Annotated in this window: 9 protein-coding genes; 7 read left to right on the top strand and 2 right to left on the bottom strand. The window is 67.8% G+C overall.

From position 1 onward, the window contains the following. Nucleotides 1–22: 22 nt before the first annotated feature. On the bottom strand, nt 23–1,060 hold the full coding sequence (locus tag C666_RS06780; RefSeq protein ID WP_004335859.1) for an RHS repeat domain-containing protein: 1,038 nt from the start codon (nt 1,058–1,060) through the stop codon (nt 23–25). Nucleotides 1,061–1,418: 358 nt separating this feature from the next. On the opposite strand from C666_RS06780, the gene C666_RS06775 reads away from it, so the two are divergent. After that, nucleotides 1,419–2,774 carry an IS5 family transposase gene (locus tag C666_RS06775; protein ID WP_004335858.1) on the top strand — a complete coding sequence of 452 codons (1,356 nt, stop codon included), beginning with the start codon at nt 1,419–1,421 and terminating at the stop codon, nt 2,772–2,774. Between the two features lie 26 nt (nt 2,775–2,800). Here the strand turns inward: C666_RS06775 and C666_RS06770 are convergent, their stop codons facing one another. After that, on the bottom strand, nt 2,801–3,454 hold the full coding sequence (locus C666_RS06770) for a TetR/AcrR family transcriptional regulator (protein ID WP_004335856.1): 654 nt from the start codon (nt 3,452–3,454) through the stop codon (nt 2,801–2,803). A 241-nt stretch (nt 3,455–3,695) separates the two neighbouring features. Here C666_RS06770 and C666_RS06765 point away from each other — a divergent pair, with 241 nt between their 5' ends. From C666_RS06765 to C666_RS06740, 6 genes are read left to right on the top strand one after another with little or no spacing between them, the layout of a single operon-like run. Continuing rightward, nucleotides 3,696–5,435, top strand: a complete 1,740-nt coding sequence (locus C666_RS06765; RefSeq protein WP_004335853.1) for a PHA/PHB synthase family protein — start codon at nt 3,696–3,698, stop codon at nt 5,433–5,435. A gap of 1 nt (nt 5,436) precedes the next feature. Next, a complete protein-coding gene (locus C666_RS06760; RefSeq protein ID WP_245603891.1) occupies nt 5,437–6,960 on the top strand; it encodes an efflux transporter outer membrane subunit in 1,524 nt (507 codons plus the stop codon). A 10-nt stretch (nt 6,961–6,970) separates the two neighbouring features. Continuing rightward, nucleotides 6,971–8,056, top strand: a complete 1,086-nt coding sequence (locus C666_RS06755; protein WP_004335849.1) for an HlyD family secretion protein — start codon at nt 6,971–6,973, stop codon at nt 8,054–8,056. Nucleotides 8,057–8,059: 3 nt separating this feature from the next. Beyond that, complete coding sequence (gene rbbA / locus C666_RS06750) at nt 8,060–10,834, top strand: ribosome-associated ATPase/putative transporter RbbA (protein WP_004335847.1); 2,775 nt, start codon at nt 8,060–8,062, stop codon at nt 10,832–10,834. Nucleotide 10,835: 1 nt separating this feature from the next. After that, nucleotides 10,836–11,960 (top strand): ABC transporter permease, encoded by a 1,125-nt coding sequence (locus C666_RS06745; protein ID WP_004335845.1) that lies wholly within the window; start codon nt 10,836–10,838, stop codon nt 11,958–11,960. Between the two features lie 47 nt (nt 11,961–12,007). Beyond that, complete coding sequence (locus C666_RS06740; protein ID WP_004335843.1) at nt 12,008–12,478, top strand: hypothetical protein; 471 nt, start codon at nt 12,008–12,010, stop codon at nt 12,476–12,478. Nucleotides 12,479–12,543 lie beyond the last annotated feature (65 nt).

The following is a 12,543-nucleotide window of genomic DNA, read 5'->3' as shown; positions in this document are numbered from 1 at the left end:
CAGGCCAACAACGCAGTACCCTTCAACCCCGGGCTTTGTCAGTAATCACTGGTACGGCCAGTGGGGGCAGGTCAGTAAAGCGCGCCAGCACCGGATCGAAGATGCGCCCGTTCATGTGGACAAGCCCCAGCCCGTCCAGGTGTTCGTGGTTGGTGAAGCCGCGATCGGTCACGGACGCGATGGCCGGATTGCCGCGGAGGGTGCCGCCCGGATCTGCCGCGCCGTTGGGGAAGCGGCGCTTGCCCCAGGGGTCGTAGGCCAGACGTTCGATCACTGCGCCGGCCTGGTTGGTGATTGCGGTGACCGAGCCCAGGTGGTCGCGGTGCAGGTACTGGGTCGCCCAGTTCGAACCGGTGAGCGTGACCACGGCCACGCCGGCAATGTAGTGCTTGTGGGTGACCGTGGATCCGCGCAGTTCCTTCTCGTAGTGCAGGCCATTGCTCTGGTCCGGGTGCAGATAGACCACGGTCGAGGTGGTGGTGACCTGCATGACGCGCTGGTGCTCGGGCCCGTACTGGAAGCCGGCGCTGTAGGTGGCCGCGGCAATGGCCTGGGGCATGTTGAAGCTGGTGTAGAGATAGGTGAGCCCGCCGCCGGAGACCATGTTGCCGTTGGCGTCGTAGCTGTAGCTCGGATTGGCCGCGCCGCGCACGGTGCCGGTGACACGGGCCAGGGCATGGGGCAGGCTGCGGGTTGTGCCCCCTGCGGTGACCGTGGCTCCGTAGGTCATGTTGGGGCTGGCGCTGGAGCACGTGCCCAGGTCGCTCTTGCAGGTGAGGTTGCCCAGGTCGTCGTAGGCGTAGTGGGTGCTCTGGGCAGGGCCGAGCAAGGTGGCGTTCACAGTGTTGCTGGTCAGCCGGTTGAGCGCATCGTAGGTGAAGGCCTCGAGCACGCCCTGATGGACGTCGGTACGGCTGGTCAGATTGCCCAGGCTGTCGTACTGGTAGTGCAGGTTCTGCACGCTATTGCCCGTGCCGGCAAGAATGCTCTGGGGGCGGCCGCTGGGGCCGTAGAAGCTCTGGCTGGTGACGACGCCGTTGCCAAAGCGCTGCTGGGTCACGCGCCCAAGCGCTTTATCTGAAGATCAACGAAGGCGAGACGATCTTCGCGCTGGCCTCGCATCGCAAGTTTCTGGGCTATGCCTTCTGGCGCGGCTCGGGCGGACGCAACCTGTCCGAAATATCCGAATGGATGAGGACCTATATGCCTGGTGGTGTGGGAGGCGGACGGTCATACAAGTCGGCCGCCCCTACTCCGATTTCTTGTTTTCTGTCGTGCCGCAGGGGGCTCGTTAGTCCGCCCTGAACAACTTCCAATCTGTTGATCTGATTCGCGATTCTTCGGATTGATGGGCGCAGGATTTGCAAGGTATGGTTTTGCCAGTCCCTGTTTTCTTGCAAATTGCTCCGAGGAGTCCGATGGGCCCGAAGCCTTCGCAGCCGCAAACGGCCGAACTGTTCCGTCCCAGGCTGGACGAGCAGATCAACATGCAGCACCCACTGGTCAGGCTGGCCGCATTGATCGACTGGGCGGAGATCGAGCGCACGTTCGCGATGTCGTTCACTTCCGGCCGTGGCCGGCCAGCCTTGCCGCCGCGCCTGGTGGCTGGCCTGCTGTACCTGCAACACACCTTCGATGCCTCCGACGAGGCCGTGGTCAATACCTGGGTGGAGAACCCGTACTGGCAGTTCTTCTGCGGCGAGACTTACCTGCAGACCGAACTGCCCATCGACCCGTCCAGCCTGACGCGCTGGAGAAAGCGCGTCGGAGAAGAAGGCGTGGAGACACTGCTGGCGGCCAGCATCGATGCCGCCCGGCGTGGCGGCGTGATCCACAAGGCCAGCACGCAGCAGGTGATCGTGGACACCACCGTCATGCCCAAGGCCATCGCCCATCCGACCGACAGCCGGTTGCTGGACAAGAGCCGCCAGCACCTGGTCAAGGCGGCTGAGGACAACGGACTGCGGCTGCGCCAGAACTACAACCGGGTGGCCCCGCGGCTGGCTGCACAGATCGGGCGCTACGCGCATGCCAAACAGTTCAAGCGCATGCGCAAGGCGGTGCGCACGCTGCGTACCCGCGTCGGGCGGGTGCATCGCGAGGTGCAGCGCCAACTGCACGTACTGCCCGAAGCGGCCCAGGCTAAGGTCCAGGACCTGCTGCAACGCACCGGTCGCATCCTCACTCAGCGCACGAAGGACAAGAACAAGCTGTACGCCCTGCACGCGCCCGAAGTGGAGTGCATCAGCAAAGGCAAAGCCAGGACACCCTACGAGTTCGGCGTGAAGGTCAGCATCGCCACCACGTTGAAGGAAGGCCTGGTGGTGGGCATGCGCTCCATGCCGGGCAACCCCTACGACGGCCACACGCTGGTCGAGACACTGGAACAGGTGGGCATCCTCACCGGCACGGACAGGCCACCGGCCACGGCCATCGTCGACAAGGGCTACCGTGGCGTGGAGATCGAAGGCGTACGCATCCTGCGCTCGGGACAAAGACGCGGCGTCACCAAGACGCTGAAAGCCATGATCAAGCGGCGCAGCGCCATCGAACCGGCCATCGGGCACATGAAGATGGACGGCAGGTTGGGCCGCAATCCGCTCAAGGGCGCGCTGGGCGATGCGCTGCACGCGGTGATGTGCGGCGCCGGGCACAATCTGCGCCTGATCCTGGCCGCGCTGCGGCTTTATTGCGCCCGATTCGGGCTGTCGTTGCAGGCGGTCATCGCGGCACTGCTCGCCGCTCCATGCAATCACCGACCGGCCCGCGGCTGAGAATTGAATTGTTCAGGGCGGACTCGTTACCTTGGCTGGAGCACGTCCAGCAGCAATTGCTTGTGTGCCTCGCGGGCCTGCTCCAGGGACATCGGCAGATCATTGTCCTGGTGCAGCATGCGCATCACGATCCACATCACGAGCGGCGCGGCCGCCAGGATGAAGTGGTCGGTCAAGGCGCTGCGCCGCATGATGCCGCTCCTGACGTATTCGTCCACGTCGGCCTGGTCCTTGAGCCGGCGCGGCTCCAGCATCTTGTCGTACCAGCGCCGGATCAGCTCCGGCGTGCGTCGGCTTTCGGTGATGAGCAACTGGAACGTTGCCATGACGATCGGTTCGTCGAGCTGGTCATACATCCGGTCCACGTAAGCCGTCACGACCACCGGCAGTGGCGCGCCCACGTCCGGCGGCAGCACGCCGTCGGCTTGTACGGACGGTGTCAGTGCCGTCTCCAGCAGATCTTCGAACACCTCGTCCTTGCTCTTGTAGTGGGCATAGATGCCGGCTTTGGACAGGCCCGCGCGCGCGGCGATGCGTTCGATCGTGGCGGCGGTATAGCCGTGGCTGGAGAACTCGATGAGCGCGGCATCGAGGATTTCCCGCTTGCGCTCGGTCGACGGCAGATAGCGCCGCCGCTGGGTTTCGGTTTTCTGGATTTTCTGGCGCGTGCCGGTGGTCAAGGCGGCTCCTCTTGCTGGGGCTGCGCAAAAGCGCATCGGTAGGGGGCCATTGTAGCCGCTCGCTACGCGGCGGGTGCGTGCACCGCCCGGACCGACGCGGATCCGGCATGGCCTCTCGCCGCAGTTAAAAAAACAACCATCCGATCGGTTGTTTCTGATAATATCCAATCAAACTATAGAATGATTGTTCTAAATACCGTTTCATCCGTGAAATTGCAGGGCAACGAAGGAGCCAGGAAAAATGCCTGACGCAAAAGCCGATGCGATGCTGCCGTGGAAGGCCCTGGACGATAGCGTCCATGCCGCGTTGTCACGCGCATGCCTGTCGATTTCGCCGCACTCCGTGCTGCTTGCCTGGATGGACTGGGCCACCCACCTGGCGGCCAGCCCCGGCAAGTGCCTGGAGCTGGCGCGGCTGGCGATCGAGCAGGCCGGGCAGATGCAGGCCTATCTGCACGAATGCCTGGCCGGCCTCCACGAAGATGCGGACGCGGGCGTCGCGCCGCCATTGGAGGACCGGCGCTTTCGGGACCCCGCGTGGCAGCGTTGGCCGTTCAACGTGCTGCACCAGTCCTTCCTGATGCACGAGCGCTGGTGGGACGAAGCCACCCGCGGCGTATGGGGCGTCGATCCGCACCATGAGCATGCCGTGGCCTTTGCCGCGCGGCAGTGGCTGGACATGTTCTCGCCAGGCAACCTGCCTCTTGCCAACCCCGTCGTGCTGCGGCGCACCGCGGAAGAGCGCGGTGCCAACCTGCTGCGGGGCTTCGATTACCTGCGGGACGATCTCAGCCCCCACCAGCGGCAAACCGGTCCCGGGGAGTTCGTCGTGGGGCGCGACGTGGCCGTCACGCCGGGCAAGGTGGTGCTGAAGAACCGGTTGATCGAGCTGATCCAGTACGCGCCGGCGACCGGCAAGGTGCACCCCGAGCCGATCCTGATCGTGCCGGCCTGGATCATGAAGTACTACATCCTCGACCTGTCGCCGCACAACTCGCTGGTCCGCTATCTGGTGGAGCAGGGATACACGGTGTTTTGCATCTCGTGGAAGAACCCGGACGCGGACGACCGCGACCTGGGCATGGACGATTACCTGAACCTCGGTTTCCACGCCGCGCTCGATGCGGTGGCCGCGATCGTGCCGGGGCGCAAGGTCCACGCCACCGGCTACTGCCTGGGCGGGACGCTGCTCGCCATCGCCGCGGCGGCCATGGCCCGCGACGGCGACGACCGCCTGGCCTCGCTGAGCTTGTTCACCGCGCAGACCGATTTCACCGAACCCGGCGAACTCGCCCTGTTCATCGACGAGAGCCAGATCGCCCTGCTGGAGGCGCAAATGGCCGACACCGGCTACCTGTTCGCCGAGCAGATGGGCGGCGCCTTCATGATGCTGCGTTCCTACGACCTGCTGTGGTCGCGCCTGGTCGGCGAATACCTGCTCGGCGAGCGCCGGCCGATGAACGACCTGATGGCCTGGAACGCCGACGCCACCCGCATGCCGGCGAAGATGCATGCCCAGTACCTGCGCCGGCTGTTCCTCGACGACGATCTGAGCGAAGGCCGCCATCCGGTGGGCGGGCGGTCGGTCTCCCTGGGCGACATCAGGCTGCCGGTGTTCAGCGTCGGCACCGTCGCCGATCACGTGGCGCCCTGGCGTTCGGTCTACAAGCTGCACTATTTGTCGCCGACCGAGATCACCTTCGTGCTGACCACCGGTGGCCACAACGCGGGCATCGTCAGCGAGCCCGGGCGACCGCGGCGCCAGTATCAACTGCACACCCGCCCGGCGGGCGGCGGCTACATCGCGCCGGACGAATGGCAGGCCGCGGTGCCGGTGCAGCAGGGCTCCTGGTGGCCGGCGTGGGCCGACTGGCTGCGCCAGCGCTCGGGTGAGCCGGGCGAGCCGCCGCGCATGGGCCTCCCCGGCCGGGGGCGCCGGGTGCTCGGCGACGCGCCGGGCGAATACGTGCGGGGGAAATGACATGCGCCGGATGCAATGGAAGGCGGGTGCCTGCCTGCGGTGCGGCCGTGGCGGCGCGGCATCGCGCGCCGCGGCAGCCGGCCTCGCCGTGCTGGTGCTCGCCGGCTGCGCCACCCTGGCGCCGCCCCACGAAACGCCGCCTTTGCCCGTGCCGGCGTCCTATCCGGCCGGAGACAGGGCCGAGGGGGCACTGGAGGCGGGCCGCCTCGACCTGGCCTGGCGCAGCTATTTCACCGATCCGCTGCTGCAGCAACTGATCGAGACGGCGCTGGCGAACAACCGCGACCTGCGCACGGCCGCACTGCGGGTCGACGAAGCCCGCGCGGCCTTCCGCATCCAGCGCAGCGATCGTTTCCCGGGCATCGCGGTGGGCGCGCAGGGCGCACGCTCGCGCGTGCCGGGAGACCTCAACACCACCGGCGACGCGCTGGTCGGCGGCGAATACCGCGCCGAGTTCGGGCTCAGCAGCTGGGAGCTGGACCTGTGGGGCCGGGTGCGCAGCCTGGAGGCTTCGGCACTGGAAGGCTGGCTGGCGACCGATGCCGCGCGCCAGGCGGTCCACGTCGCGTTGATCGGCCAAGTCGCGGACGGCTACCTCGGGCTGCGCGAACTCGACGAGCGGGTGGAGATCGCGCGCAAGAGCGTGGCCGCCCGCGAGGCGTCCTACCGCATCTTCCAGCGCCGCTACGAGGTCGGCTCCACCTCCAGGCTGGAGGTCACGCAGGTGCAGACCCTGCTCACGCAGGCACAGATGCTGCACGCCCAACTGGCCCAGCAGCGCGAGCAGCAGATCAACGCCCTGCGCGTGCTGGTCGGCGGCGACCCGGGGCCGCTGGCGCAGAAAGCGCCTTTCGATGAAACCACCGTCCTGGTCCAACTGTCGCCCGGGCTGCCCTCCGGGCTGTTGACCCAGCGTCCGGACATCATCGCCGCCGAGCATCGCCTGCGCGCAAGCAACGCCAACATCGGCGCCGCCCGCGCGGCTTTCCTGCCGCGCATCGCGCTCACCGCCTCCTACGGCACCGCCAGCGCCGAACTCGACGGCCTGTTCGAATCCGGTAGCCGCGCCTGGTCCTTCGTGCCGACGATCTCATTGCCGATTTTCGACGGCGGCCGGCGCCGGGCCAACCTGGCACTTTCTGAGGTCCGCCGCGACATCGCCGTGGCCGAATATGAGCAGACAATCCAGGCGGCTTTCCGCGAGGTGGCCGATGCGTTGGCCGCCCACCGCTGGGTGTCTGCGCAAGTGGAGGTCGCACGCGTCGCGCGCGATGCCCAGGCCGAGCGCGCCCGGCTGGCCCAGCTTCGCTACGACAACGGCTCGTCGGCCTACCTGGAAGTGCTGGATGCGCAGCGCGACCTGCTCGATGCCGAGCAGCAACTGGTCGGCACGCGCCGCGCGCTGCTGTCCAGCCAGGTTGCCCTGTACAGCGCGCTGGGCGGCGGTGCGGAGCCGGCCGAGCCCGTTGCCGCCATCCGCCCGGAACCCGGCCCCGCCACGGCCGATGCCCGCCTCATCCCTTGAGAGTCCTTCCATGAGCAAAGCTTCTCCGACTTCCTTCGTCAAGAAGAACGGCATCGCGATCGCCGCTGTCGCCATCGGTGTCGTCGCGGCCGTCGGCTGGACGCAACGCCCGGACACCGGTCCGGGCGAGGGTTTCGTCAGCGGCAACGGGCGCATCGAGGCCACCGAGATCGACATCTCCACCAAGCTGGCCGGACGTATCGGCGGCATCCTGGCGAAGGAGGGCGATTTCGTCACCGCCGGCCAGCCGCTGGCGACGATGCAGCTGGATACCCTGAATGCCCAGCGCGATGAAGCGGTCGCCGCCTTGCGCCAGGCCGAACACAACGTGGCCGCCGCGCAGGCGCAGGTGGCCCTGCGCGAGAGCGACGCCGCCGCCGCCCAGGCCGTGGTCGCCCAGCGCGAATCCGACCTCGATGCGGCGCGGCGGCGGCTGGCGCGCTCGGAAACCCTGTCGCAGGAAGGCGCTGCCTCGATCCAGGAACTCGACGACGACCGCGCCACCGTGCGCGGCGCGCAGTCCGCGGTAGCGGCCGCCACCGCGCAGGCCAAGGCGGCGCAGGCCGCGATCCATGCCGCCGGCGCCCAACTCGTCGGCGCCCGGTCGGCGGTCGAGGCCGCCGCGGCCACGGTCGCGCGCATCGACGCCGACATCCGCGACGGCGAGCTCAAGAGCCCGCGCGACGGCCGCGTGCAGTTCCGCGTCGCCCAGCCCGGCGAGGTGCTGGCCGCCGGGGGACGCGTGCTCAACGTCATCGACCTGTCCGACGTGTACATGACCTTCTTCCTGCCCAACGAAATCGCCGGCCGCGTCGCCCTGGGCACCGAAGTGCGCATCGTGCTCGACGCGGCGCCCGGCACGCCGATCCCGGCCACGGTGTCCTTCGTCGCCAGCCAGGCCCAGTTCACCCCCAAGACCGTGGAAACCGCCTCCGAGCGGCAGAAGCTGATGTTCCGCGTCAAGGCCCAGATCGCGCCGGAACTGCTGCGCCAGCACCTGGAGCAGGTCAAGACCGGCCTGCCGGGCGTGGCCTGGGTCAGGCTCGACGCCGACGCGGCCTGGCCGGCCGCGCTGGCCACCCGGCTGGCGGAGTAACGCATGGCGTCGGCACAGGCGCCCGGGCCCGCCGCCGCGCGCGTCCGCCAGCTCACGCTGCACTACGGCAACATGCGGGCGCTGGATGCGCTGGATCTCGAGGTGCCGGCCGGCTGCATGGTCGGCCTGATCGGCCCGGATGGCGTCGGCAAGTCCAGCCTGATGTCCTTGCTCGCCGGCGCGCGCGCGATCCAGGACGGGCGCATCGAGGTGCTGGGCGGCGACATGGCCGACAAGCGCCATCGCGACGCCGTGTGCCCGCGCATCGCCTACATGCCCCAGGGCCTGGGCAAGAACCTGTACCCGACGCTGTCGGTCGAGGAAAACCTGCAGTTCTTCGCCCGCCTGTTCGGCCACGGCGCGGCCGAGCGGCGCCGGCGCATCGACGACCTCACGCGCAGCACCGGCCTGCATGCCTTCCTCGACCGCCCCGCCGGCAAGCTGTCGGGCGGCATGAAGCAGAAGCTCGGCCTGTGCTGCGCGCTGATCCACGACCCGGACTTCCTGCTCCTCGACGAGCCCACCACCGGTGTCGATCCGCTCGCCCGCGCGCAGTTCTGGGACCTGATCGACCGCATCCGCGGCGAGCGCTCCGGCATGAGCGTGATCGTCGCCACCGCCTACATGGACGAGGCCCAGCGCTTCGACTGGCTGGTGGCGATGGACGACGGCCGCGTGCTGGCCACCGGCACGCCCCCCGACATCCTGGCCCGTACCCGCAGCGCCAGCCTGGAAGAGGCCTTCATCCGCCTGCTGCCCGAGGACAAGACCCGCGGCCACACGCCGGTGGTGATTCCGCCGCTGGAAACCCACGCGGACGACATCGCGATCGAGGCGCGCGGCCTGACCATGCGCTTCGGCGATTTCACCGCCGTCGACCATGTCAGCTTCCGCATCCGCCGCGGCGAGATCTTCGGCTTCCTCGGCTCCAACGGCTGCGGCAAGTCGACCACGATGAAGATGCTCACCGGCTTGCTGCCCGCCAGCGAGGGGCAGGCCTGGCTGTTCGGCCACGAGGTCAACCCCAAGGACATCGACACTCGCCGGCGGGTGGGCTACATGTCGCAGGCCTTCTCGCTGTACGGCGAACTGACCGTGCGGCAGAACCTGGAGCTGCATGCGCAGCTCTTCCACGTGCCGGACGAAGCCGTCGCCGGCCGCGTGGACGAGATGGTCGAGCGCTTCGGCCTGCGCCAGGTCCTCGAGCGGCTGCCCGACGCCATTCCGCTGGGCATGCGCCAGCGCCTGTCGCTGGCCGTGGCCATGGTGCACAAGCCCGAGCTGTTGATCCTCGACGAACCGACCTCGGGCGTGGACCCGGTGGCGCGCGACAACTTCTGGCACCTGCTGGTGGAGCTGTCGCGCCGCGACAAGGTCACGATCTTCATCTCCACGCATTTCATGAACGAGGCCGAGCGCTGCGACCGCATGTCGATGATGCACGCGGGCAAGGTGCTCGACAGCGATGCGCCGGCGCGCCTGGTCGAAAAGCGCGGCGCGCGGAGCCTGGAAGAAGCCTTCATCGGCTACCTGGTCGAGGCCGGCGGCGAGGCCCAGGCCGAAGCGGCCGCGGAGCAGGACCTCGCGCAGGCCGCGCCCGTGGCGCATGGCACCGCGGACATCCCGCAGCAAGCCCACCCGGCCGGGCACCGTGCCTTCAGCCTGCAGCGACTGTTCAGCTACTGCTGGCGCGAGACGCTGGAGCTGCAGCGCGACCCGGTGCGCGCGACCCTGGCCCTGGCGGGTTCGCTGCTGCTGATGCTGGTGATGGGCTTCGGCATCACGATGGACGTCGAGGACCTGCGCTACGCGGTGCTCGACCGCGACCAGACGACCCTCAGCCAGAACTATTCGCTGAGCCTCGCCGGTTCGCGCTATTTCATCGAGCAGCCGCCGCTGGCCGACTACGAAGACCTCGACCGGCGCATGCGCCGCGGCGAGATCGCGCTCGCCATCGAGATTCCGTCCGGCTTCGGCCGCAATCTGCTGCGTGGGCGCCAGGTCGAGGTCGGCGCCTGGATCGACGGCTCGATGCCGCAGCGCGCCGAGACCGTGCAGGGCTACGTGCAGGGCATCCACCAGCATTGGCTGCAGGAGAAGGCCGGCGAGCAGTTCGGCACCGGCGCCGGCGGCCCGGCCACGATCGAAAGCCGCTACCGCTACAACCCGGACATCGAAAGCCTCAGGGCCATGGTGCCGGCGGTCATGCCGCTGCTGCTGCTGATGCTGCCGGCCATGCTCACCGCGCTCGCGGTGGTGCGCGAGAAGGAACTGGGCTCGATCATCAACCTGTACGTCACGCCGGTCACGCGCACGGAATTTCTGCTCGGCAAGCAACTGCCCTATGTGCTGCTGGCGATGGTCAATTTCTTCTGCATGAGCCTGATGGCGGTCACCGTTTTCGGCGTGCCGGTCACCGGCAGCTACCTGGCGCTGACCTTGGCGATGGCGGTCTTCTGCGTGGTCTCGACCGGCATGGGGCTGCTGGCGTCCACCATCACCCGCAGCCAGATCGCGGCGATGTTCATCGCCATGATCGGCACCATGCTGCCGGCGATGCAACTGGCCGGGCTCATCAACCCGGTGTCCTCGATGGAGGGCGCCGGCCGGGTGATGGGCGAGATCTATCCGGCCACCCACATGTTCACCATCAGCCGCGGAGTGTTCAGCAAGGCGCTGGAATTCGCCGATCTGCACGGCACGATGCTGCCACTGCTCGCGGCGGTGCCCGTGATCCTCGGCGCGGCGATCGCGCTGCTCAAGAAGCAGGAGCGCTGACATGCGCAAGCTCAAGAACATTCTTCGCCTCGGCCGCAAGGAGCTGTGGAGCCTGTGGCGCGACCCGATGATGCTGTTGCTGATCCTGTACGTGTTCACGGTTTCGGTCTATACCGCCGCCACGGCCCTGCCCGAGACCCTGCACAACGCGGCCATCGCCATCGTCGACGAGGACCAGTCGCCGCTGTCGGCGCGCATCGCCTCGGCCTTCTACCCGCCCGAGTTCCAGCACCCCAGGATGATCACCGTGGGCGAGATGGATGCGGGCATGGACCGCGGCGACTTCACCTTCGCGCTGAACATCCCGCCGGATTTCCAGCGCGACGTGCTGGCCGGGCGCAACCCGGAGATCCAGCTCAACATCGACGCCACGCGCATGAGCCAGGCCTTCACCGGCAACGGCTACATCCAGCAGATGGCAATGGGCGAGATTTCGGAGTTCGTGCAGCGCCACCGGGCCGCGCAGGCGCTGCCCGTGGAACTGGCCCTGCGCGCGCGCTTCAATCCCACGCTGGAAAAATCCTGGTTCGGCGGCATCGCCGAGATCATCAACACCGTTGCGATGCTGTCGATCATCCTGACCGGCGCGGCGCTGATCCGCGAGCGCGAGCACGGCACCATCGAGCATCTTCTCGTCATGCCCGTCACCCCCGGCGAGATCATGATCTCCAAGATCTGGTCGATGAGCCTGGTCGTGCTGCTCGCGACCGGGCTGTCGCTGAACTTCGTCATCCGCGGCCTGCTGCAGGTGCCGATCGAGGGCTCGATCCCCCTGTTCCTCGTCGGCGTCGTGCTGTGCCTGTTCGCCATGACCTCGCTGGGCATCTACATGGCGACGCTGGCGCGCACCATGCCGCAGTTCGGCCTGCTGCTGATGCTGACGCTGATGCCGATGAACATGCTCTCCGGCGGCGCCACCCCGCGCGAGAGCATGCCGGAGGTCGTGCAGAACCTGATGCTGATCGCGCCGACCACGCATTTCGTCGAAATCGGCCAGTCCATCCTGTTCCGCGGCGCGGGCCTGGATGCGGTCTGGAAGCCCTTCCTGGCACTGGCGGTGATCGGCACCGTGCTGTTCATCCTGTCGTTCCGACGCTTTCGCAAGACCATCGGACAGATGGCCTGATCCCCGCCCCGCGAGGGGCTTCGCTGCAAACCGGAGAGGAAACCGAAATGAATACCAACCTACCGTCCCTGGACCTGTACAAGGCCAATATCGAACTGCAGTTGCGCATCACCCGCCTGTTGCAGGACGCCGGGCGCGAATGGCTGGAAGCCGTCCAGCGCTCCAACGAAGAAGGGGTGTCCGAGGCCACCACCGAGATCGAAGGGCTACTGAATTCCGCCAACTGGCAGGCACTGACCACCTTGCCCGGCGAGGCCTTCTGGCGCCTGTTCCAGCAGCGCAGCGGCGATGTCCAGGCCTTGAACCAGGCTGCCATCGAGCGCCAGGCCGCCTTTACCGCCGGCCTGCAGCAGGCCCTGGAGAATTGGCAGAAAGCGGTCACCGAGGCCGTCGGCGAGGTGGGCGCCCTCCCGCAGCCCTTCCAGGACCTGCTGAAGCAGTGGGGCGTGGCATGGACCCTCCCAGTGCGAAAGGACAAGGCCGCAGTGACCAAAGGCGGCGCGAACCGCGGCAACTGAACGGCATCATGCGCCGACGGCCGGTGGCCGGCGGCATGGCGGGCCGCGCAGGCAAGCTGCTTGCG

Source organism: Thauera linaloolentis 47Lol = DSM 12138, from assembly GCF_000310205.1.
In the GTDB taxonomy this organism is placed as follows: domain Bacteria; phylum Pseudomonadota; class Gammaproteobacteria; order Burkholderiales; family Rhodocyclaceae; genus Thauera; species Thauera linaloolentis.
The sequence above is the reverse complement of the archived record's forward strand: the minus strand, read 5'-3'. Positions and strand labels throughout refer to the sequence as shown.

Excerpts from the sequence above, each read along its gene's own strand:
- C666_RS06745 (WP_004335845.1), top strand. The coding sequence starts at position 10,836 with ATGCGCAAGCTCAAGAACATTCTTCGCCTCGGCCGCAAGGAGCTGTGG.
- C666_RS06760 (WP_245603891.1), top strand. The coding sequence starts at position 5,437 with ATGCGCCGGATGCAATGGAAGGCGGGTGCCTGCCTGCGGTGCGGCCGT.
- C666_RS06740 (WP_004335843.1), top strand. The coding sequence starts at position 12,008 with ATGAATACCAACCTACCGTCCCTGGACCTGTACAAGGCCAATATCGAA.
- C666_RS06755 (WP_004335849.1), top strand. The coding sequence starts at position 6,971 with ATGAGCAAAGCTTCTCCGACTTCCTTCGTCAAGAAGAACGGCATCGCG.
- C666_RS06775 (WP_004335858.1), top strand. The coding sequence starts at position 1,419 with ATGGGCCCGAAGCCTTCGCAGCCGCAAACGGCCGAACTGTTCCGTCCC.
- C666_RS06765 (WP_004335853.1), top strand. The coding sequence starts at position 3,696 with ATGCCTGACGCAAAAGCCGATGCGATGCTGCCGTGGAAGGCCCTGGAC.
- rbbA (WP_004335847.1), top strand. The coding sequence starts at position 8,060 with ATGGCGTCGGCACAGGCGCCCGGGCCCGCCGCCGCGCGCGTCCGCCAG.